Genomic DNA, 19,110 nt, shown 5'->3' with positions numbered 1-19,110 from the left:
ATGTCATTCCTCCTCAGGCCGATCCTTACCGACCGATCTTCTGTTCCGATACGAGCTGGGCTAACGTCTGGCCGCGCAGATGCGCCTCCATCTTAGCTTCCGCCTCCAGCACGACGCGCTGAACGAGGCACTCGGGCCCGTGATCGAGACTGCAATCGAACAACGACGCGGTCCCTTCGATCGCATGGATAATATCGAGGAACGAGATCTGCTCCCAGTTTCGGCGCAGCCGATAGCCGCCGTTCGCGCCGGAGGCCGATTCGATCATGCCGGCTTTGACAAGCTTGGTCAGAATTTTGGACAGGTACGTCGGGGAGACGTCTTGATGTTCCGCCAGCTGCTGGACGCCGACGGGCTTATTCGGTGCGGCGGCCGCAAGATAGAGCATCGTATGCAGCGCGTAATTCGTCGCCTTCGAATATTTCATGGTATGCATGTCACCTCGGGATATCAGACGTTGTCCATCGATCATAGCTTGCATCGCCGGACACCGTCAACCCATGCCGGAGCCGCAAGTCGCCCGCATGGAACGGCAAAATTGTCAATCAAGCTCGGGCACGACGAAATAATACGCGCTCACCAGGAACACGATGACGAACAACACATTCACGACGAGCGATTCGACGCGCGGGTTGAATGCATCCATCACTTTGCCTACCGCGGGGATCGCCCGTCCGGTTACCGCTCCCGCGAGCATGAGCACAAAATAAACGGCGTATACCGCCAAGCCGCAGATCAGTGATTTTCCGATCTCCAACCATGGAACCGCCATGATGCCACCTCCATCTTCCAAACAGGTTGTGATGGGTATTCCTTCCTTCGTAGTGTTGCCCGAGTTGCCGCCACCCAACCTGCCCGAGAACGGCGAAAAACCGCTTCGTCGGCCGAAGCGGTTCATGCGAAAGGCAGGGTCGCGACATGTATGTCTTGGTTCGTCGTCACAGAATCCAATTCAGGATAAGCATGATTAATCCGAATATCGAGGCGCCGCGCTTGATGCCGGCGTTCGTTTTCGGCCGGAGGAAGAAACTTAGCACGAAACCGACCGGCAGCACCAGAGAATTCACCGTGAACGAGAAGGCGCCCAAAATATAGTAGCCAAACAGCTTAAGCCCAAGCAGCTCTTCGTTCGTCTCCCGCTTCGTATACAGCACGTACAGCACCAGCAAGATCAGCAGAATCGCGAGGATAAACATCCGTTGTCCCTCCTTTGAACGGGAGCTCCGCTCCTACCATGCGCCGCTCTATATAATATATGAAGCGTTATCGTCTCTTACGCTCGCGTTCGTGCCGCAATCGGCGCCCGCGTGCCCGACGCTGCGGCTGAAGCTGACGGCCGGCCCCCGGAACGCGCTCATCCGCCCTGCCGCAGCTCGTCCTTCGTCACTTCCCGCCAACCGTTCGCCTCGAGCTTCGCCTTGTAGTCGGCCATCGGCATCTCTTGTACCTCGATCGCCAGCGGCGCCAGCGAGACCCAGCATTCATCCGCCGCATAACTGATCGTCACCTTCACGACTTCATAGCCGTTATGGAAACGAGGATCGAAGCCGGGATCGTCGATCAGATCGCCCCGGACGGGGCGGATGTCGGACGTGAACGTCTTCAGCATAAGATGAGAAGTCGCCTCTTCGCCCAAAGAAGTGAGGAACAGGACAAGTTGGATGTTCATAACGCGGTCACCCTTTCGGTTAGGTAGTGGGAGACGCGGCCGCAACCGGGACGCGGCCGGATCTCCTACAAGCGCACGATCTTCGTCGCGATATTCTCGCAAAATTCCCGGTCATGCTCGACGAACAGAATCGTCGGTTCGTGCTCCAGCAGCAGCTCTTCGATCTGCATCCGGGAGATGACGTCGATGAAGTTGAGCGGTTCATCCCAAATATGCAGATGGGCGGGCTCGCACAAGCTTTTCGCCAAGAGCACCTTCTTCTTCTGCCCGCCGCTGAAGGAGGCGATATCCTTCTCGAATTGAACGCGGGCGAAGTCGAGCTTGCGCAAGATCGATTTGAACAAGCTCTCGTCAATCCCATGCTGCCGGGCAAAGTCCTTCAGATCGCCATGAAGATGCGACGTATCCTGCGACACGTACGAGATTTTCAATTGGCTGCCGACGCGGAAGGTGCCGGCATGCGAGATCGGTTCGCCGCAGATCAGCTTGATCAGACTCGATTTGCCGGACCCGTTCTTGCCGGACATCGCGATGCGGTCGCCCTTCTCGATCACGAAGCTGATCTCCCGGCAGACCGTTCGCCCGCCGTAGTCGATGGACACCCGATCCAGCTCGACGAGCTGCTGCTTGTGGTAATTCAACTGCGCGATCTTCAGGCTGTCCGCCTGCTCGATGTTTTTCAGCAGTTTGGACTTCTCCTCGATCGCCGTATGCTGCCGACTCTCGATCGATTTGGAGCGCTTCATCATTTTGGCGGCTTTGTGGCCGATATAGCCCTTATCGACCTTAGAGCCCGAATTGCGCGTGCCGTTCTTCGTCTTCTCCACTTCGTCCGACCAGGTGCTCGTGCGTTTCGCCGCTTCCGACAGCCGCCTGATATCCTTCTTCAGCTTGTCGTTCTCGGCCAGCTCGTAGTTGTCCTGCCGCTCCTTGTTCGCCCACCAGTCGGAGAAGCTGCCGCGCTGGATGTCGATGTTCGTCCGGTTGATGGAGAGGATGTGATCGACGCAGTTATCGAGGAACGCGCGGTCATGCGAGACGAGAATGTAGCCGCGCTTGGACTTGAGATAGTCGCTGACGAGCCCGCGCGCTTCCATGTCGAGGTGGTTGGTCGGCTCGTCGATGAGCAGGAAACGATTCTCCTTCAGGAATAAAGCCGCCAGCAGCACCTTCGTCTGCTCCCCGTTAGACAGCGATTCGAACGGACGATACAGCACGTCATCGTCCACCTTCAGCAGCGACAGCTCGCGCAGGAGCTCCCAATGCTCGTAATCGGGATAAATCTCGGCGACGACGTCAATGGTATTCTGCTCCTTGTTCGCGACCGGGAACGGGAAATAATCGAAGCCGACGTTCGCGGAAATCGCGCCGTCATATTCATATTTACCCAGCAGCAGGTTCATAAACGTCGTCTTCCCTCTGCCGTTCCTTCCGGTAAATCCGAGCTTCCAATCGGTGTCGATCTGGAAGCTGACGTTCTCGAATATAGGATCGTAGCTGCCTTCGTGCGCGAAGGACAGGTTGCTTACGTTAATCAATGACATGTGGAATCCCCCCTGGAAAAATAAAAAGAGCCGCAAGAAGGTTACGCTTCTCGCCGCTCTAATCCGTACGGTAAGGCGAAACGGCTGGCGCTGATCATCGCAGCGCGGCTCGTTTCATTCCGGAGAAATCCACCCCATTCACAAGCGGGCCATGGATAAGGAATACCGATGGTCGAGCGGAACGAACGCGTAACTTTCTTGCCAATAACAATCTAACAAGGTGTCAAAGCGCGATGAGCGGCGGCGAAACACAAAGCTGCCGAATACGAACGAACGTATCCGTGCTTGTATATCAGACGCTAATTCAGCATTCGCTTCGCAATTACCGGCAGCGATCGTGTAACATTCCACGCTCGCATCGCCCGGCCTTGTTAAATCCACTTGTTATCGGTCGCAAGAAAGATTACTTGTTCATGTTCCGCTTCAACCCCAATCATAAAAGTACCCACATCTTAACACAGCCGATCACCGAAGTTCAACCCGGCAAATATCGTTATAACCGAACTCGACCACCGGAGACATCCCGCCGTTCCCGGCTAATGATACCGCTAGATCGCAGGCATAACGTTGCCGCCCGCCACCGGGATGTAAGCACCCGTAATAAAGCTGGCGAGATCCGAAGCGAGGAAAGCAACCGTATTGGCGATCTCCTGGTCGGTCCCGCGGCGCTTGAGCGGCACGGTGCTCTCGTAGCTTTCGCTGCGCTCCGTCCCCTTATCGCGGTCCCGGTCGCTGATCGTCCAGCCTGGCGCCACTTGGTTCACCGTAATCCCGTGCTCGCCGATCTCGCGCGCAAGCACCCGGTAGACGCCGTCCATCCCGCGTTTGCCCGCCACGTACGCGGATTGGTTCGCAAAGTTCTGGATGGCGCACTCCGTGTTGATGCCGATGAAGCGGCCGCCTTGGCCGCGCGCGATCATGCCCGGCGCGAAGGCTTTCGCAAGATAGACGCTCTGCATCACGCACGAATCGAATTGTCCCTGGTAATCTGCGGCCGGCTGCTCCAGCACGGACGTCCAGGCATACTGAATGACCGCGTTCGCAACCACGATATCGACGACGCCGAGCTGCTGCTCAACGGCCGTCTTCATCGCTTCGATCGACGCTTGGTCCGTTATGTCCGCCTGTACGATCAGCGCCCTGCGTCCCATCGCGCCCACCTCGGCCCTCAGCGCTTCGGCCTTCGCGGCGTTGCTGTTGTAATGGATGACAACATCCGCGCCACAGGACGCGAGCGTGCGGACCATGACGCGCCCGAGATCGCCGCTCGCCCCCGTCACCAACGCGATTTTGCCGGTCAAATCCAATTTCATAACGTGTTTCCCCTCTCCGAATCGAGTTATCGCACCATTACCATACGTGCAGAGCGGCGCTCATCGCCGCGGCGGCGACGAGGCCGGGCAGCAGATTCGCGACCTTAATGCGCGTGATGCCGAGCAGGTTCAAGCCGATGCCCAAAATCATAATGCCGCCCGCGGCCGTCAGCTCCGTAATCATGGCATCCATGATCGCATCCGGCACGAAGCGCGTAATCTGCGTAGCGAAAAGCGCGATCGCGCCTTGATACAGCAGAATCGGAATAGCCGAGAACAGCACGCCGATGCCGAGCGTCGATGTCAGCACGATCGCGATGAATCCGTCCATGATCGATTTGGCGTACAAAATGTCGTGATTCCCTTTCATCCCGCTGTCCAGCGCGCCGAGAATCGCCATCGCCCCGACGACGAACACGAGACTGGACGTGATAAAACCTTGCGCGATCGCCCCCGGCTCCTGCGAACCGATCCGCTTCTCGAGCCATAAGCCGGCATTCGTGAACTTGTCCTCCAGCTTGATGGCTTCGCCGACCAACGCCCCGATGACCAAGCTCAGCAGCACGATGAGAAAGTTGTCCGTCTTCAGGCCCATCTGCGCCCCGAGCACGAGCAGCGCCAAGCCGATCGCGTTCATGACCGTGTTCTTCATGCTCTCCGGAATGCCCGTCAGCAATCTGCCCAGCAGCGTGCCCGCGATGATCGCCGCTCCGTTAACCAAAGTGCCTAATAATACCAATGCCTTCACCTGTCATTCTGATCTAGTTGGTTGCCTACTCATTATAGAAGTTACCGGCGCATAAATAAATCCTCTCCTGCGGTTAGCAGGTTAATAGGCTCCGAACGACACCAACCCCCAATCGCAATTGGGGGTTGGTTGCTCTCATTTGCTGGTCCGCTCGCCTACCCTTTCGTCCCGCCCTGCAGGCCGAAGCCTTTCGACATGAAGCGCTGGGACAACACGTACAGCACGATCGACGGAATCGCGTACATGACGGAGAACGCCGCCAGCTTGCCGTAGTCTGCCATGCCGTACTGGCCGAAGAACTGATAGATTTTGAGCGACGCGGGGAAATTCTCCGGCGATTGCAGCAGAATGTACGGGACGAAGAAGTTGCCCCAACTGCCCGAGAACGTGAAGATCGCGACCGTGCAAATGCCGGGAATCATGAGCGGCGCGACGACCTTGCGGATGCCGACGAACACCGACGCGCCGTCGATCCAAGCCGCCTCCTCCAGCTCGGACGGCACCGAGTCCATGAAGTTCTTGAGCATCCAGATGCCATACGGCATCGCCGACGCGACGAAGAACAGGACGACGCCGAAGATGTTATTGTACAGCTTGAGCGTCAGGAACAGCTGATAGACGGGCACCATGACCGCGGTAATCGGCAGCGACGTCATGAACAGGATCGTCAGCATGAACGGCTTCTTGAACCGGAGCTGGTACCGCGACAGCGGGTACGACGCGAGCAGTCCCAGGAGGACGACGATGACAGCTTGGCCGCCGGACATGAGCAGACCGATCAGGAAGGCCCGCTGATTGTCGGGATTCGTGAGCACGTCGATGTAATTGCCCGCCGTCAGCTTGGTCGGCGCCTTGAGTGATTGCATCGCGTTCGAATCGACGGAGGCGACGAGCACCCACAGCAAGGGGAGCACGAAACAGATGCCGATGAACGCCAGGATGACGTACGGCAATATTCGAAAAACCCATTTTCGCTGGATCGCATTCATAACGGTCGTTCTCCTTGTCGGTTTACTCTTTCATGGAACGAATGTAGAACAGGCTCAGGATGACGCCGATCAGCAGGAGCAGCAAGGAGATCGCGGTGCCGTAGCCCAGCTGATAATTCACGAACGCCTGATTGTACATGAAGATCGGCAGCGTCGTCGTCGACGTCCCCGGCCCGCCCCCGGTCATCGCGTAGATGAGCCCGAAGACGCCGAGCGTCTGCAGCGTGACGAGCATCATGTTCGTCGTAATCGTATCCTTGATGTACGGGATCGTGACGCGGGTCAGGATCTGCCACTTCGACGCGCCGTCCACGACCGCAGCCTCCTCGATCTCGCTCGGCACGTCGTCCAGCGCGGCTTGGAACACGAGCATCGAGAACGCGGTGCCATGCCAGATGTTCGCCAGAATGACGGTGACCATCGGTATCGTATACAGCCACGTGACGGTCGAGAACCCGAACGATTGCAAGATCGCGTTGAGCGTCCCCTCGTCGCCGAAAAAGCTGTACAAGCACAGGGCGCAGACGATCTCCGGCGTCACCCAGCCCGCCAGCACGATCGTCCCGATAATCCGGCGAAACCACCGGTTCTTATGCTTCATCAGCAGCGCGATCAGGAATCCCAATACTTGCTGGCCGATGACGGCCGAGCCGATCAGGAATACGAGCGTGTTCCAAATGCTCGAGCGCACCGTGGGATCCTCGAACATGCGCGCGTAGTTATCAAGGCCGACGAAGTTCAGCTCCTTGGCGGCTTCGCCGGTGAGCGCCAAATTCGTGAACGAATAGAACACCGTCAGCAAGATCGGATAGATGAAGAACACCAGCATGATCGCGACCGACGGAAGCAAAAAATAAAGCCACGTCCACGTGTTCCTTCGTTTCGCGGGCGCGGCGGCGGCTATACTGCTCATCTCGCGCATCCTCCCTTCCGGGCTTATGATCAAAAGAAGGCTTGCTCGAAGCGCCGCTTGCGGCAGCGCGTCAAGCAAGCCGGCCGTCTTACTTCTCCACGATGTGATCCTCGCCGACGATGCGGGTCACGTCCTGCGCGTATTTCTTCGCGGCCGCCTCCGGCGACGTGCCCGTCGCGACGGACTCGACCATCGTCTGAATTTGCGTCGAGACCTCCGGATATTTGTCCTGCGCCGGACGGAACTCGGCATTCTGCAAGTATTCGGTCGCGATGCCGTTGAACGGCATTTCCGTATAGCCCGGGTCCTTCGCCACGTCGGCGCGGACGGTAATGTTGCCGGCGGCGATGACGAGCTTCTGCGTATTTTCCTTGTTCAGCGCGTACTTAATGAAATTCCACGCTTCGTCCTTGTTCTTCGCGTTGGCCGGAATGGACAGCGCCCAGCCGCCCGCGAGCGTGATGGAGCCCGGAGCCTGCCCTTTGCTCGTCGGCATCGGCGCGAAGCCGAGCACGTCCTTGTATTCCGGCCATGGCGCCGCGCCGGTCGGCAGGTAGTTGCCGGTAATCCACGAGCCGTCCAGTTGGATCGCCAGCTTCCCTTTCGGCAGGTATTCGCGGGAAGCCGTATTGCCGGCTTGCCCGTTCAGCACCTTCGACAGCGGCGGACCGAGCTTTTCTTTATTGACCGTTTGGACGAACGTCAGCGCGTCGATGATGCCTTGGCTTTTCGTGATCCATTTGCCGGTCGCATCGTCATAGAGACGCTCGCCCGTGCCGTACAGCAGCATTTCGTACGTCTGCATCGACGTCGCCTCGCCCGTCGCCTTGCCCATGTTCATCCAGATCGGCACGACGTCCGGCAGCTTCTCCTTGATCGTGCGGGCGGCATCCAGTACCTCGTCCCAATTTTTCGGCTTCCAATCCTCCGGCAGCCCCGCCTGCTTGAACAGATTCTTGTTGTACCAAAGACCGCGCGAATCCGTGTTATACGGCACCCCGTATACTTTGCCGTCGCTTGCGGTCACGCCTTTCTTCATCGCCTCGATGAACGAGCCGTTCGTCCAGTCCTCCCACTCCTTCAGCCGGTCGTCGAGCGGCTCGAGGAAACCCGCGCTCGCATCCGAGTTCAGAATGAACGTATCTTCCGTGACGATGTCCGGCGCCGTGTCCTTGGACTTGAGCGCGAGCGCGATTTTGGCGAAATAATCGCCCTCCGATGCTTGAATCGGCGTCGGCTTGATCTCCACGCTCTTGTCCGGATAGCTCTCCGACACCGCCTTGATCCATTGGAACAGGACGCCTTTCTCGCCGATGCCGTCGTCCCGATATGTAATGGTGATGACCTTCTTCGCCGCGTCGCCCCCCGCGTCGCCGCCGTTCGAAGCTCCCGCGTTCTCCCCGCCCGCGTTGCCACCGCTGCCGCCTGTTCCGGCGTTGTTCGCGTTCGGCGAGTTGCCGCCTTCTCCTCCCGTTCCTCCGTTGTTGCCGCCGTTGCTCGAACAAGCGAACAGCAGGGTTGTACACAAAACAAGCGAGGTTGCAGCCGACCACAGTTTTTTACCGTTCTTCATTGCGTGCCCTCCCTCTTTCTCTTCTACCAGTTACTTACATATGTGCATCGAAAAACACGCCTTCTGAAGCGCTTTCATCGTTGCATGTTAAAAGATATTGAGCGTTGTCGGCCATTATTCGCGATAAATTCGAGCAAGGGACTATGATTTCGCGCCATTATACTCCAATTACGAGACTTCGTTGTCTATCACGGCTTCGGCTGCAAATGAAAAAACGGCCGGAAGCGAAGCGCTTCCCGGCCGCGTTATTCTAAATATGCGTACAACCACGACTACATCGGGAACGCCTCGTCTTTCGACACGCGGACCATCTCCGCGGGGAAGCTTTTCTTGAAAAACTTCTCGACGCGCTCGTGGGTATCCCGTTCATACCAGTCCGACAGCCCGTTCGCTTCGAACAGCTCCGGCATGCCGAGCCGCTTCGAACGTCTGCCCATCGTGCCGTCGCCGATGCTCAGCGTGTCGATCCAAATCCGGTCCACGATGCCTTCGAGGCGCTTCGGAAATTCAGGCGTAAACGGCAGCACCGGCGATATGGCCGCTTGCGTGGGAATTCCTGCTTCGTGAAGCTCGCGCAGCGCGTTCAGCCGCAGCTGAATGCCCGGCGCGTATGGCGCGAAGAGCCGCTTCATGTCTTCCCGGTCGGTCTCGACCGTCATCGAGACGAGAACGCTGCACGCTTCCTTCAGTTTCACCAGCAAATCGATATCCCGGGTGACAAGCGGACTTCGCGTCTGCAGCTGAATCAAATCGGGCGGCGCATCCAGCATGGCCTCCAGAATGCCGCGCGTGATCCGCGTCTTCCGTTCGATCGGCTGATACGGGTCGGTCGCGGAGGACATGAACAGCCGGACCGGTTTGTTGCGGCGGCGAAGGCTGCCCACCTCTTTCCGGTAGATCTCCGCGGCGTTCGTCTTGATGTCCACCCACTCGCCCCAGGGAATCTCTTTGAACCGCTGGATGGGCATCTCGCGGACGTAACAATACGCGCAGGAGAAGGCGCAGCCGCTGTACGGATTGAGCGAATGGGTAAATCCCACGTCGAGATACCCTCTCGTCTCGCTCAGAATCGATTTGGACACGATTTCTTTGATCTCGATCGACATCGATGCGCTCCCTTCTCGCCGAATATGCGAACATTCGTACCCCTTATCTTATCATACCATGTTGGTGATATGGAGTTAACACTACGTTAATTCCTGACAAGACGGCTTCTCATTCCGGAAACGCATGTCAACCGTGCGCAGCCCCACCATCTTATCCAGGTTTATGCACAGCAAAAAAGCGCCAGCTCTCTTACAAAGCGGCGCTTGCGGCAAACGAGGTTCCATCTGTAACAACCCTTTCTTCAGGTCTGATCGAATATCGTTCGCTTGCGGTTTATTGAAAATGACGGGTCGTCTCCTGCACACAGTCGGCGCAGATCAGCTTTCCCTTGAACAGCAAGGCGTCGATGTTGCCGCAATAGAGGCAGCCGGGGCTGTATTTCTTCAAAATGACCTGCGTCTCGTTGACGAACACTTCGACGGATTCGCCGATATCGAGCGACATTGCGCGGCGGATCTCGATCGGGATGACGAGACGGCCCAGCTCGTCCACCTTGCGGACAATGCCTGTTGGATTTTTCATGATAGAATTCCCCTTTTTTTGATAGATAACTATTATTCCCATTATGCCTTTACTAGGGAAAGATGACAATATCAGATCGAGGCAAGCGGCGGATTTTCATCGAAAACAAACAACCCGCGGGGTTCGCGGGTTGTGGGCCACTCTCTATTTCGTACAGACGTACACATCCGATTACAGCACCTTGCTCAAGAAGGCTTGCGTGCGTTCGTGCTTCGGCGCATCGAAAATCGCGGCAGGCGGGCCTTCCTCGACGATATAGCCGCCGTCCATGAACAGGACGCGGTCCGCGACTTCGCGGGCGAAGCCCATCTCGTGAGTGACGACGATCATCGTAATGCCTTCGTGCGCCAAGTCCTTCATAACTTGGAGCACCTCGCCGACCATCTCCGGGTCGAGCGCCGAGGTCGGTTCGTCGAACAGCATGACGCGCGGATTCATTGCCAGCGCCCGGGCGATGGCGACCCGCTGCTGCTGGCCGCCCGACAGGCGATCCGGATACTCATCCCGCTTCTCCGCCAGGCCCACCTTCGCGAGCAGCTCCATCGCTTTTTTCTCGTTGGCGGCTTTGTCCAGCTTCTTGATGTATTTCGGCGCGAGCATGATGTTCTGCAGCACGGTCAGATGCGGGAACAAGTTGAAGCGCTGGAACACCATCCCGACGTCCTCGCGCAGCTTGTCGATATTCGTCTTCGGATCCGTCACCTCGACCCCGGCGATCTCGACCTTGCCGCTCGTGACGTCCTCCAGCAGATTCAAACAGCGCAGGAATGTGCTTTTGCCGGAACCGGACGGGCCGATGACGCAGACGACTTCCTTCTCCCGGATGGTCGCGGAGATATCCTTCAGGACGACATTCGAACCGAATTGTTTTTTCAGATGCTGCACGGTAATCATCGCAGGTTCAACCTCCTCTCGAGCAGGCGAGACAGCCGGCTAAGCGCCAGAATCAGCACGAAGTAGAAAATGCCGACCATGCCCCATATCTCGAACGACTTGAAATTGGTGGAAATAATGATCTCGCCGCTCTGCGTAAGCTCTCGGATACCGATAACCGACAACAGCGAGGTGTCCTTAATACTGATGACGAATTGGTTGACGAAGGCCGGAATCATGCGGCGCAGCGCCTGCGGCAGTACGATCAGCCGCATCGTATAGAAGCGGTTCATCCCCAGGGAACGGGCCGCCTCGACCTGTCCCTTGTCCACGGAGTTGATGCCCGCGCGGACGACCTCGGCGATATACGCGCCGGCGTTCAAGCTGACGGCCGCGATGCCGGCGACCTCTGGACCGATCCGGAAATCGAAAAATTCGGGCAGACCGAAATAGATGAAGAAGACTTGCACGAGGAGCGGCGTCCCCCGGATAATATCGACGTAAATGCCCGCCAGTCCTCTAATGATCCGGCTGCGTGCCGTGCTCATCAAACCGGCGGCAAGGCCGATCACGAATGCGATCACGAGCGAGATGGCGGCGATCTTAAGCGTGATCAGCAAGCCGTCGAACAGGACGGGCAGCGCGTCGGACATAATTTGCAGCGTTTCTGACATCGGTGAACAGCTCCTTTCCGAAGGTGTAGCTCCATACAGGCATGGATTGAACTAGAAGACGCCGGCTCCTCCAGCCGCGCGTAGGCGTATGCGCTACGAAGGCTGAAGGCTGCCGGCGCACGGCGAACCGTTACTTTGCAGCAGATCCCGTATACGTGTTCACGATCTCGTCGTACTTGCCGTTCTCCTTCAGCTTCTTCAAGCCGTCGTTGAGTTTCTGCAGTAGTTCGGTATCGCCTTTATCCACCGCCATCCCGTAGAAGTCGCCGTTCAGACGGTCGCCGACGATTTTCAGGTTGGAATTCGGATCGACCGCGATTTTGTAAGAGATGACCGGGAAGTCCTCGATCGTCACGTCCGCGTTCTTATTCGAGACCTCTTGGTACATGGCCGGGCTGTCATCGAAATACTTCACTTCGGCGCCGAATTCCTTCGCAAGCTCCTCCGCCTTAATCGCGCCGGAGGTTCCTTTCTTGATCGCGATCACTTTGCCCTTGAGATCCTCGGGGCTGTCGATGTCGGTCGTATCCTTGTGTACGATCAGGGAAAGACCTGCTTCGTAATAAGGCTCGGTAAAGTCCACGACCTTCTTCCGCTCTTCGGTGATGCTGATGCCCGCGACCGCGCCGTCCAGCTGGCCGGACGTAATGCCCGGGATGATGCCTTTGAAGTCCATCGGCTTGATCTCGACCTCGAAGCCCTGTTCCGCGGCGATCGCGTTCAGCAGATCGATGTCGATGCCCACGTATTTACCGTCCTTCTCGAACTCGAAAGGCGGATAGGTCGCGTCCGTGCCGAACACGTACTTCTTGCCCGCTTCGCCCCCCGCCCCGCTTGCCGAGTTTTCCGAATTTTTGTCGCCGCAGGCGCTAAGCGTGAACGCCATCATGGCGCAAGCTGCGATAAGTCCGATCTTCTTTTTCATACGAAACCCACCTTTATCGAGAATATGAAGCAGCATCGCTTTCTTGGAAGATATCGTATACGGCACACTACGCAAACCTACGCGATCCTACATAAATAATCACAGAATATGATAATAAACATGACATCGTATAATTATGTAATCGCTATCACTCACATGTCCAATACAATCCCCCCATGTCACGGACAAGTTGAGGCGAATAGAGTCACATTACCTCACGCGAGGTTGATCGACATCGGAAGGTAGCGGGGCTCAGCGACGCATCGACTTATCGGGTAATCCGAAAACAACAAAAACCGTGCCATGCAGGCAGCGGCCCGACACAGTACGGTTTGGTTAGCGAGTTATTCCAATTTGCCCAGCATTTCGACGTGCAGCACTTGCAAAAATTTCTTGATGTTGACTTTGCTCTTGCCCTCCGGCTGCTCTTCCTCGATGGCCTTCATCTTCAATCGCACGTCTTGGAAATCGAAATACAGCGGCGCGTAATATTCGAACTTCGGATTGCTGTAATCCGTCAGTCCGATCGACGCCATGTTCGCGAGCGCCGCCATCACCGCCCGGCGCAGCCGCTGCTCGATCGCTTTGCTTTCCTTCTCGATCTCTTGTTCGCCCCTGCCATTACGGGCTGCCGCCTCGTACAGCTCTTTAAGCGCAGGGAACGCGTGACGGTCAGGCTGTTTGGCCAAATAGTCCATCATCGCCAGAATATCCTTGCTGCCGCTCTCGCCCATAATCCCGAGGTCCATCAAGATCGGCTTCACGACTTCGCGCGGCTCGGGCGCTTTGCGCGGCGGCGAGGATTCGCTCATGTCGAACGCGGAGAGCGACTGCTTTATCTGCTGAATATGGCGCTCGTATTTCAACCGTTCCCTTACGTTCGCCAGCACCGCTTCTACCTCGATGCGGTTAATCGGCTTATGAATGAACAATTCGATGCCGGCTTGGTAGGCCTCGCCGACCATCTCTTTGTTCTCGACCTGCGAGATCATGACGAATTTGCCTGCGTATCCCCGCTGCTTCAGCTGCCTGACCGTCTCGATTCCGTCTTGGTCCGGCATGAGCAGGTCGATGAGCACGATATCCGGCCTCGCGCCGAGCACGGCTTGCACCCCCTGCACGCCGCCTTCCGCCATGCCCGCCGTCTCGCCAAGCCCGCATTGCTCGATGATGCCTTGGAGCATCCGGCGGCTGACCGCGTCGTCGTCGATAATTACGTATGTAATGGTCATTTCCGTATCCCCCTTGCTACTAAACGATTGCCGTCCTCGATACACGCATGACGAACGTCGTGCCGCTTCCGCTTCCATCGCGCTTTGCGATATCTACCCGGCCGCCCAACGACCGCGCGATATCGCGCACATGCGACAATCCGATGCCGGTCGCGGCGACGCCCGCTTCGCTAAATTTCGTCGTGTATCCCGCCTCGAATACGATCGCGCGGTCCTGCTCCGGTATGCCTCCTCCGGAATCTTCGACCTCGAACACAATCTCATCATTCGACTCTTGCACGCGGATCGCGATGTGTCCTTCCCGCTCGATCGCTTCCACCGCGTTCGCCGTTAGATTGTTGAGCGCGGTCAAGAGCGGAACGTAATGCGCCGTGACGAAGCGCGCCTGCATGTCCACGCGGAATGCGACCGTCTTGCCTAGCATTTCGGCATATTTTCCGTTGCCCTTCACGACATGATGCAGCAGCTCCTCGATCTCCATATTCACGGCCATCTCGCTGTCGTACAGCTTCGACAATCCCGCAAGGATGCGCTGCGAATCTTTCTTCACCTCGTGGATGCGCTGGGCGATGCCGAGCGCCTGCTTGCCATAGCCGCTGTCGCTTGCGCCGCTTAACTGACGGTACAGCGTGAAGCTGTCGGCGGTAATCCGCTCAATCTCCTCCATCGATTTCTTCAGATAGAACGTCTCGCCGTACAGACCGGAACCGATGTTCAGCATCTGCTCCATCCGCTTCTCCTGCTCGGCATGCAGCGCCCGCATCTGGCTGACCGAGATGCTGCTGTACAACCCGATCACGAAGAAACTCCGAATAAACGCGATGGCAAGCAGATTAAACCATTCGAGCAAATAGAACGCATCGGCGCCGATGAATAGCCCTCTTAGCAGAAGTTCCGCCTCGTTCGATGCGAAATCAACGATCGCGACGAAGCCTCCGAGAAGCAGGGGGTGTAGCTTATCCGTCCGTTTCAAAATATGCATCATCCCGTACGCATACACCACATAATAGATGCCGGCCGGCAAATTATGCTGCAGCGCGTCCGCCACGGACAGCGATTTCGTTTGGAGCATCCATTCGCCGCCCTGAAATAACACGCTGACGATGCCGGTGATAAGACCGGTCCACATGTACGGGATATTGCGCATGAACAGCAGGAACAGCAGGAAGACGCTGACGCCCAGTCCGATGCGGAACGAATCGCCGGTGAAAGGGTAAATTTTGAATTCCGAGCCGATGCCCGAAGCGACGGCGATAACCGCGATTTGCAGTTTCTCTTTCTTGAAGAGGTTTTTCATAGCCGCCCTCCCTAGTCAATGATCGTATTATAATCATTTTGACCGGCTATGGGTAGAGCGGGCGGCGCGTTCATAAATTCCAATCGAGACTCGATTCAACATGCAATACGGCACAGGTCAAAGATGACGATTCTGATCAATACGTAATGCCGAGCATGATCAGAATTTGACGTGCTCCCGTTCGCTTCAGCACATAATAGCCGTTCTCCGAGTCTGTCGCGATCCCGCCTTCGCCGACGACGCAGCATCGGCCGGCTTGGCAGCTCCCGTCGTCGCGGACGAGCAGCTTGCCCAGCATCCCGACCGCGACCCATTCGGGACGCTGCGCCCTCGGGGTGTATGGGATGGTTGGATCCCACGCCGGATTCAGCACGGGCCTGCGCTCGCGTCGGCCGGGGACTACCGTTTGTCCTTGGCGATCCAGCACGCCCGGAGCCTCCTCGTCACGGTAGACGATTCTCCCCCACTCGTCGGTCACATACTTCCCCTCCCATCTGAGTTCGCCGCTGTCCGCCACGATGGCCGGTCGCGCGCTGGTTACCCCCGCGATATAACGGTCCCCGGGCTGCGCGATCCGTACCTTCTCCGCTTCGAACGCGACGAAATAACCGGGTTCGATCGGTTTGCCGTCCGCCGTCTCGAACATCTCCGCGTAATCGGCGGCCGGCGTGCTGAGCGCGCCGTCGATTTTCACGTTGCCGCTGCTTAGTATTTTGGCCGCGATGCCGAGCTCCAGCTCGCTGTTGCCATTCGCCAGGTACCACGAGTACGATTCCTCGTTCGCGATGCCGAACCGGCCCATGACGTGGACGCCGTCGAGCCCGGCGGCTTGCGTGCCTAGCCCTTGCGCATGCGAGAACAAGCCATCTGCGACCGTCAAAGCTCCCTGCGCGTGAGCGGCTAATCCGCTCGCCGTCGTGATCAAGCCTTCGGCGTGCGCGCCTTGACCGGAGGCGATCGTCTGGCTGCCTTCCGCATGCGAGAGATCGCCGCTCGCCAGCGCCCGTTGTCCTTCCGCGTGCGCGGCGATACCGCTCGCCGTGTTCAGATTTCCTTCCGCATGCGACGCCCGGCCGCTGGCCGTATTGCGCTCGCCCTCGGCATGCGCGCCTTGCCCGGAGGCGATCGTCTCCATCCCTTCCGCATGGGAGTCGAGTCCAGACGCTTGCGTCAGCTCGCCTTCGGCATGCGCGTTAAAGCCGGTGGCCATCGTTATCTGGCCTTCCGCATGCGAATGAGCGCCCATCGCGCGCGTCTCGTTCCCTTCCGCGTGCGCATAGAGACCGCTGGCGATCGCCCCGCCTCCCTCCGCATGCGAGCCGGGTCCGCCGGCTTGCGTGAGATAGCCTTCCGCATGCGAGGACGACGCGTTCGCCGCCGTGCCGAATCCTTCCGCGTGCGCGTTGTCGCCCGGCGCGCGCGTCGCTTCGCCCTCCGCATGGGCGTACACGCCCGCCGCGGCGGAACCGCCTCCCTCCGCGTGGGAAGCCGGCCCGATGCTCTGCGTGAGGTAGCCTTCCGCATGAGAAGCGGCTCCGCTCGCGATCGTCTGGCTGCCTTCGGCTTCGGAGCAAGCTCCCGCAGCTTGCGCGTTGCATTCCGCCATTGTCATCACCCTCTCCTTTCTACTACACAACGCTTAAACTCTAGCAGAATAGCGTATGTACGAGCGGGTTCGCATGCTTGGACGCCGATCCGAAACAAAAAGCTTGCCGCCCGCAAGCGGGGGCAAGCTTTTGTCAACCTGTTAGGTTGGGAGGTTGAATCTTGCGACGTACACTTCGAGACCGGACGGCACGGATTTTTGCGTGAGCTGATTGTTCGCTTCGTCGAAGATACGCAGCGTGTAACCAACGGTCGTGAGCGTCGGGATGTTGTTGAAGCGGGCAACGCCGAAATCGTCGAATTCCGCCGCGAGCGTGATCGTGCCGCGCGTCAGCGTAGCTGTCCACCCTGGCGTATCATACGGCAGATTGGTTGTCGTTTGCTGCACCGCGATGACGTGGAACCGCTCCAGCGTCTGTCTGATCCGGCGTTTCTTGCGCGCCACCGGTTTTTTCACGGCGGATTTCTTGACCGCTTTTACGGCCGCTTTCTTCGTGACTGCTTTCGACAAACTTTTTTTGCTAAGCGCCAATTCTATCAACCCTTTCGTAGGAGGATACTCTAATAGATGCCGGACAGGCTTGAAAGGAAACGATCCATCTACCTATTTTAGATAGATTAGATAGATTGGATAGATTCGCCCCATGCGAACCCCCGCTTGCTGCCCCTCATAACATGTCGGATGAGAGGTGAATAGCCGTATGCGTAACGGACAACAAAGAGGGCGCAAGGAACAGCCTTCGCCGAAAATGTGTCCCGCGCTGATTCGCAGACGACAGCAAGTCCAACCACCGCGGGGAACAAATTCGAAACTGCGCATTATTGTAAGCATGAAGAAACACCCTTCCTTGCACGCGATTCGGAAGCTTCGACGCGAGCTCGGCCGCGAAGTCATGCCCGTCCGCCGGCGGCTCACCTTCATGTCGGCCTTCGCCACGATCGTATCGCCATCCTGTCTGGATAAGCTATGCGGCTGCAAGGACGTCGAAAAGGTGTATCTGGACCGGAAACGGACCGCCTCGCTGCATGTGGCGACGCCGTCGATCGGCGCATCGCAAGCGCGCCGATCAAGCGGACTGACCGGCAAAGGCATCAACATTGCCATCGTAGATACAGGTGTATACCCGCACTCCGACCTTACCCGGCCGACGAACCGAATCGTCGCGTTCAAGGATTTCGTGAACGGCCGCAAGCAGCCATACGACGACAACGGCCATGGCACCCATCTGGCCGGGGACGCCGCCGGGAACGGTTGGGCGAGCAAGGGCAAATACGCGGGCGCCGCGCCCGAATCCGGCATTGTCGGCGTCAAAGTGCTGGATGCCTACGGGGACGGTTACGATTCCGACATTATCGCCGGCATCGAATGGTGCATCGCCAACCGCAAGCGTTACGGCATCCGCATCCTCTCCCTCTCGTTGGGGGGACCAGCCATCGGCAGCTGCCAAGACGACCTGCTCTGTCAAGCGGTCGAGCGGGCGGTCCGCGCCGGTATCGTCGTCGTCGCCGCCGCGGGCAACAACGGACCCGGCCTCGGCACCATTGAGTCGCCGGGCAATAGCCCCTCCGCCATCACCGTCGGCGCCGTCGACGACCGGCGCACGATCACGCAGGCCGACGATCGCATCTCCTGGTACTCGAGCCGGGGCCCGGCCAAGGGCGGACTGCGCAAGCCCGATCTCGTGGCGCCCGGCGAAAGCATCACATCCCTGCGGGCGCCCGGTTCCGCGCTCGACCGGGAGCTCGCGCATCAGCGCGTGGGCCGGCGCTATTTCTACATGAGCGGCACCAGCGTGTCGACGCCGCTCGTGGCCGGCGCCGCGGCGCTGCTGCTTCAGCGCTGCCCGTCTATGACTCCGACGCAGGTGAAGACGGCTTTGAAGCGAGGCGCATTCCGACTTGAATTTGGCGCGAACGCGGGAGGAAGCGGCGAAGCGAACGTGCGGTTCTTGATCGGCCGGAGCAAGCGCGGCCGGACGGCGCGCCGGCGATAAATCTGAAACGAGGAGAGCCGCAATAAAGCGCTCTCCTCTTGCGTACATATCGTTCAATCGAACGCGCCAAAGCTCTGTTTCCGATTGTTCCTCATACCCGCCGAACAAGGCTCATACACTAATGGATAGCGG

At 58.1% G+C, this 19,110-nt stretch carries 20 protein-coding genes; 1 reads left to right on the top strand and 19 read right to left on the bottom strand.

Annotated features, from left to right (window positions below):
* Nucleotides 1-25: 25 nt before the first annotated feature.
* The 19 genes from ACFSKT_RS01600 to ACFSKT_RS01510 all read right to left on the bottom strand — a co-directional run bounded on the left by ACFSKT_RS01600 (nucleotide 26) and on the right by ACFSKT_RS01510 (nucleotide 17,516).
* The gene (locus ACFSKT_RS01600; RefSeq protein ID WP_377720054.1) at nucleotides 26-427 is read right to left on the bottom strand and encodes an Rrf2 family transcriptional regulator; all 402 of its coding nucleotides are present in this window, start codon (nucleotides 425-427) and stop codon (nucleotides 26-28) included.
* A gap of 114 nt (nucleotides 428-541) precedes the next feature.
* A complete protein-coding gene (locus ACFSKT_RS01595; protein WP_377720053.1) occupies nucleotides 542-772 on the bottom strand; it encodes a hypothetical protein in 231 nt (76 codons plus the stop codon).
* Between the two features lie 166 nt (nucleotides 773-938).
* Entirely contained in the window at nucleotides 939-1,196 is a 258-nt protein-coding gene (locus tag ACFSKT_RS01590) for a hypothetical protein (protein WP_377720052.1), read from the bottom strand.
* A 158-nt stretch (nucleotides 1,197-1,354) separates the two neighbouring features.
* Nucleotides 1,355-1,669, bottom strand: a complete 315-nt coding sequence (locus tag ACFSKT_RS01585) for a hypothetical protein (RefSeq protein WP_377720051.1) — start codon at nucleotides 1,667-1,669, stop codon at nucleotides 1,355-1,357.
* Nucleotides 1,670-1,734: 65 nt separating this feature from the next.
* Nucleotides 1,735-3,213: an Lsa family ABC-F type ribosomal protection protein gene (locus ACFSKT_RS01580; protein WP_377720050.1), complete on the bottom strand. Its 1,479-nt coding sequence runs from the start codon at nucleotides 3,211-3,213 to the stop codon at nucleotides 1,735-1,737.
* Between the two features lie 548 nt (nucleotides 3,214-3,761).
* Nucleotides 3,762-4,526 carry an SDR family NAD(P)-dependent oxidoreductase gene (locus ACFSKT_RS01575; protein ID WP_377720049.1) on the bottom strand — a complete coding sequence of 255 codons (765 nt, stop codon included), beginning with the start codon at nucleotides 4,524-4,526 and terminating at the stop codon, nucleotides 3,762-3,764.
* 37 nt (nucleotides 4,527-4,563) lie between these two features.
* Complete coding sequence (locus ACFSKT_RS01570) at nucleotides 4,564-5,265, bottom strand: DUF554 domain-containing protein (protein ID WP_377720048.1); 702 nt, start codon at nucleotides 5,263-5,265, stop codon at nucleotides 4,564-4,566.
* Between the two features lie 164 nt (nucleotides 5,266-5,429).
* Nucleotides 5,430-6,263 carry a carbohydrate ABC transporter permease gene (locus tag ACFSKT_RS01565; RefSeq protein WP_377720047.1) on the bottom strand — a complete coding sequence of 278 codons (834 nt, stop codon included), beginning with the start codon at nucleotides 6,261-6,263 and terminating at the stop codon, nucleotides 5,430-5,432.
* Between the two features lie 22 nt (nucleotides 6,264-6,285).
* Nucleotides 6,286-7,176 (bottom strand): carbohydrate ABC transporter permease, encoded by an 891-nt coding sequence (locus ACFSKT_RS01560; RefSeq protein WP_377720046.1) that lies wholly within the window; start codon nucleotides 7,174-7,176, stop codon nucleotides 6,286-6,288.
* An 88-nt stretch (nucleotides 7,177-7,264) separates the two neighbouring features.
* Entirely contained in the window at nucleotides 7,265-8,749 is a 1,485-nt protein-coding gene (locus ACFSKT_RS01555; RefSeq protein ID WP_377720045.1) for an ABC transporter substrate-binding protein, read from the bottom strand.
* Nucleotides 8,750-9,021: 272 nt separating this feature from the next.
* The gene (locus ACFSKT_RS01550; protein ID WP_377720044.1) at nucleotides 9,022-9,855 is read right to left on the bottom strand and encodes an SPL family radical SAM protein; all 834 of its coding nucleotides are present in this window, start codon (nucleotides 9,853-9,855) and stop codon (nucleotides 9,022-9,024) included.
* Between the two features lie 274 nt (nucleotides 9,856-10,129).
* Nucleotides 10,130-10,378, bottom strand: coding sequence for an AbrB/MazE/SpoVT family DNA-binding domain-containing protein (locus ACFSKT_RS01545; protein ID WP_377720043.1), 249 nt, complete (start codon nucleotides 10,376-10,378; stop codon nucleotides 10,130-10,132).
* 171 nt (nucleotides 10,379-10,549) lie between these two features.
* On the bottom strand, nucleotides 10,550-11,272 hold the full coding sequence (locus tag ACFSKT_RS01540; RefSeq protein ID WP_377720042.1) for an amino acid ABC transporter ATP-binding protein: 723 nt from the start codon (nucleotides 11,270-11,272) through the stop codon (nucleotides 10,550-10,552).
* On the bottom strand, nucleotides 11,269-11,925 hold the full coding sequence (locus ACFSKT_RS01535; RefSeq protein ID WP_377720041.1) for an amino acid ABC transporter permease: 657 nt from the start codon (nucleotides 11,923-11,925) through the stop codon (nucleotides 11,269-11,271). The genes ACFSKT_RS01540 and ACFSKT_RS01535 overlap by 4 nt, the downstream gene beginning before the upstream one ends.
* Before the next feature lie 130 nt (nucleotides 11,926-12,055).
* Nucleotides 12,056-12,850, bottom strand: coding sequence for a transporter substrate-binding domain-containing protein (locus ACFSKT_RS01530; protein WP_377720040.1), 795 nt, complete (start codon nucleotides 12,848-12,850; stop codon nucleotides 12,056-12,058).
* Nucleotides 12,851-13,194: 344 nt separating this feature from the next.
* Entirely contained in the window at nucleotides 13,195-14,082 is an 888-nt protein-coding gene (locus ACFSKT_RS01525) for a response regulator (RefSeq protein WP_377720039.1), read from the bottom strand.
* A 19-nt stretch (nucleotides 14,083-14,101) separates the two neighbouring features.
* Nucleotides 14,102-15,379, bottom strand: a complete 1,278-nt coding sequence (locus ACFSKT_RS01520; RefSeq protein WP_377720038.1) for a sensor histidine kinase — start codon at nucleotides 15,377-15,379, stop codon at nucleotides 14,102-14,104.
* A gap of 136 nt (nucleotides 15,380-15,515) precedes the next feature.
* A complete protein-coding gene (locus ACFSKT_RS01515) occupies nucleotides 15,516-16,985 on the bottom strand; it encodes a peptidase G2 autoproteolytic cleavage domain-containing protein (protein ID WP_377720037.1) in 1,470 nt (489 codons plus the stop codon).
* A 141-nt stretch (nucleotides 16,986-17,126) separates the two neighbouring features.
* Nucleotides 17,127-17,516, bottom strand: coding sequence for a hypothetical protein (locus ACFSKT_RS01510; RefSeq protein WP_377720036.1), 390 nt, complete (start codon nucleotides 17,514-17,516; stop codon nucleotides 17,127-17,129).
* 316 nt (nucleotides 17,517-17,832) lie between these two features.
* Here ACFSKT_RS01510 and ACFSKT_RS01505 point away from each other — a divergent pair, with 316 nt between their 5' ends.
* The gene (locus ACFSKT_RS01505; protein ID WP_377720035.1) at nucleotides 17,833-18,978 is read left to right on the top strand and encodes a S8 family peptidase; all 1,146 of its coding nucleotides are present in this window, start codon (nucleotides 17,833-17,835) and stop codon (nucleotides 18,976-18,978) included.
* Nucleotides 18,979-19,110: the final 132 nt, after the last annotated feature.

The sequence above is a fragment of the Paenibacillus xanthanilyticus genome (assembly GCF_042682185.1).
Classification (GTDB): Bacteria; Bacillota; Bacilli; order Paenibacillales; family Paenibacillaceae; genus Paenibacillus_Z; species Paenibacillus_Z xanthanilyticus.
The sequence above is the reverse complement of the archived record's forward strand: the minus strand, read 5'-3'. Positions and strand labels throughout refer to the sequence as shown.

What these genes read in the sequence shown, in the direction of transcription:
- ACFSKT_RS01540 (WP_377720042.1), bottom strand. Translation starts at nt 11,272, where the DNA reads ATGATTACCGTGCAGCATCTGAAAAAACAATTCGGTTCGAATGTCGTC.
- ACFSKT_RS01530 (WP_377720040.1), bottom strand. Translation starts at nt 12,850, where the DNA reads ATGAAAAAGAAGATCGGACTTATCGCAGCTTGCGCCATGATGGCGTTC.
- ACFSKT_RS01545 (WP_377720043.1), bottom strand. Translation starts at nt 10,378, where the DNA reads ATGAAAAATCCAACAGGCATTGTCCGCAAGGTGGACGAGCTGGGCCGT.
- ACFSKT_RS01595 (WP_377720053.1), bottom strand. Translation starts at nt 772, where the DNA reads ATGGCGGTTCCATGGTTGGAGATCGGAAAATCACTGATCTGCGGCTTG.
- ACFSKT_RS01535 (WP_377720041.1), bottom strand. Translation starts at nt 11,925, where the DNA reads ATGTCAGAAACGCTGCAAATTATGTCCGACGCGCTGCCCGTCCTGTTC.
- ACFSKT_RS01565 (WP_377720047.1), bottom strand. Translation starts at nt 6,263, where the DNA reads ATGAATGCGATCCAGCGAAAATGGGTTTTTCGAATATTGCCGTACGTC.
- ACFSKT_RS01555 (WP_377720045.1), bottom strand. Translation starts at nt 8,749, where the DNA reads ATGAAGAACGGTAAAAAACTGTGGTCGGCTGCAACCTCGCTTGTTTTG.
- ACFSKT_RS01590 (WP_377720052.1), bottom strand. Translation starts at nt 1,196, where the DNA reads ATGTTTATCCTCGCGATTCTGCTGATCTTGCTGGTGCTGTACGTGCTG.
- ACFSKT_RS01575 (WP_377720049.1), bottom strand. Translation starts at nt 4,526, where the DNA reads ATGAAATTGGATTTGACCGGCAAAATCGCGTTGGTGACGGGGGCGAGC.
- ACFSKT_RS01525 (WP_377720039.1), bottom strand. Translation starts at nt 14,082, where the DNA reads ATGACCATTACATACGTAATTATCGACGACGACGCGGTCAGCCGCCGG.
- ACFSKT_RS01560 (WP_377720046.1), bottom strand. Translation starts at nt 7,176, where the DNA reads ATGAGCAGTATAGCCGCCGCCGCGCCCGCGAAACGAAGGAACACGTGG.
- ACFSKT_RS01520 (WP_377720038.1), bottom strand. Translation starts at nt 15,379, where the DNA reads ATGAAAAACCTCTTCAAGAAAGAGAAACTGCAAATCGCGGTTATCGCC.
- ACFSKT_RS01600 (WP_377720054.1), bottom strand. Translation starts at nt 427, where the DNA reads ATGAAATATTCGAAGGCGACGAATTACGCGCTGCATACGATGCTCTAT.
- ACFSKT_RS01550 (WP_377720044.1), bottom strand. Translation starts at nt 9,855, where the DNA reads ATGTCGATCGAGATCAAAGAAATCGTGTCCAAATCGATTCTGAGCGAG.
- ACFSKT_RS01580 (WP_377720050.1), bottom strand. Translation starts at nt 3,213, where the DNA reads ATGTCATTGATTAACGTAAGCAACCTGTCCTTCGCGCACGAAGGCAGC.
- ACFSKT_RS01515 (WP_377720037.1), bottom strand. Translation starts at nt 16,985, where the DNA reads ATGGCGGAATGCAACGCGCAAGCTGCGGGAGCTTGCTCCGAAGCCGAA.
- ACFSKT_RS01585 (WP_377720051.1), bottom strand. Translation starts at nt 1,669, where the DNA reads ATGAACATCCAACTTGTCCTGTTCCTCACTTCTTTGGGCGAAGAGGCG.